Annotated in this window: 2 protein-coding genes; both read right to left on the bottom strand. The window is 74.2% G+C overall.

The genetic code is table 11. From position 1 onward, the window contains the following. Positions 1–639 (bottom strand): amidase family protein (locus tag ACFW2E_RS47540; protein WP_384478565.1); only part of this gene is annotated, 639 nt, incomplete at its 3' end. Between the two features lie 22 nt (positions 640–661). After that, positions 662–1,114: NAD(P)-dependent oxidoreductase (locus ACFW2E_RS47535; RefSeq protein ID WP_384478562.1), on the bottom strand; the 453-nt coding region annotated here is incomplete at its 5' end.

The following is a 1,114-nucleotide window of genomic DNA, read 5'->3' as shown; positions in this document are numbered from 1 at the left end:
GTGCGCGAGGGTGCCGAACGCGCTCGCCGGGTAGAGCGGCACCCTGCCGTACGTGGGTTTCAGGCCGAAGATCCCGCAGAAGGACGCCGGGATGCGCACGCTGCCCCCGCCGTCCGTACCGAGCGCCAGCGGACCCGCCCCGCGCGCGACGGCCGCCCCCGCGCCCCCGCTGGAGCCGCCCGCCGTGCGGCTAGGGTCGTGCGGGTTGCGGGTCACGCCGGACAGGGGTGAGTCCGTGACGCCCTTCCAGCCGTACTCGGGCGTCGTCGTCTTGCCGACGAACACGGCGCCGTGCTCGCGCAGCCGGGCGACGGAGGGCGCGTCCTCGTCCCACGGACCGTCCGGTGACACCGCCCGGGAGCCGCGCAGGGTCGGGTGGCCCCGCGTCAGCAGGATGTCCTTCACGGTGACCGGCACCCCGTCCAGCCGCCCGCCCGGCTCCCCGCGCCGCCACCGCTCCTCGGACCGCCGGGCCTGCTCCAGCGCCTCCTCGCCGGTCAGCCGGACGAACGCGTTCAGCTCCGGCTGGATCCGTTCGGCCCGCTCCAGGGCCGACCGGGTGACATCGACAGGGCTGAAAGCACCCTTGCGATAGCCGTTGACGAGCTGTACTGCGGTCAGCTCCGTGAGGTCGGTCATGCACCCTCCGTTTCCAGGGACGTCAGTGTCCGGGCACGTATCCGCGCTTCTTGTCGACCACGTTCGCCAGTGGCTCGCCGGCCGCCCAGCTCTCGAACAACTCGACGAACTGCGCCCCGAGTTCGTCCCGCCAGCCGATGGTGTCCCCGCTCATGTGCGGCGAGATGACCAGGTCCGGTACCTCCCACAGCGGGCTGTCGGCGGCGAGGGGCTCGTGGCTCAGCACGTCCAGGGCGGCCCCCGCGATCCAGCGGCTGGGCAGCGCCGCGGCGAGATCGGCCTCGACGACCAGCTGCCCCCGCCCCACGTTGACGAACCGCGCGGAGGGCTGCATCACGCCGAACCGCCGGGCGTCGAACATGCCGCGCGTGTCGTCGGTCAGCGGCGCCGCCGCGACCACCCAGTCGGCGCGGGCCAGCAGCCGGTCCAGCTCGCCGGGTCCGTGGACACCGGGGCGGGCGGTGCGGCCGACCAG

The organism is Streptomyces sp. NPDC058964 (assembly GCF_042741275.1).
Taxonomy (GTDB): domain Bacteria; phylum Actinomycetota; class Actinomycetes; order Streptomycetales; family Streptomycetaceae; genus Streptomyces.
This window is presented reverse-complemented; position numbering and strand designations above follow the sequence as displayed.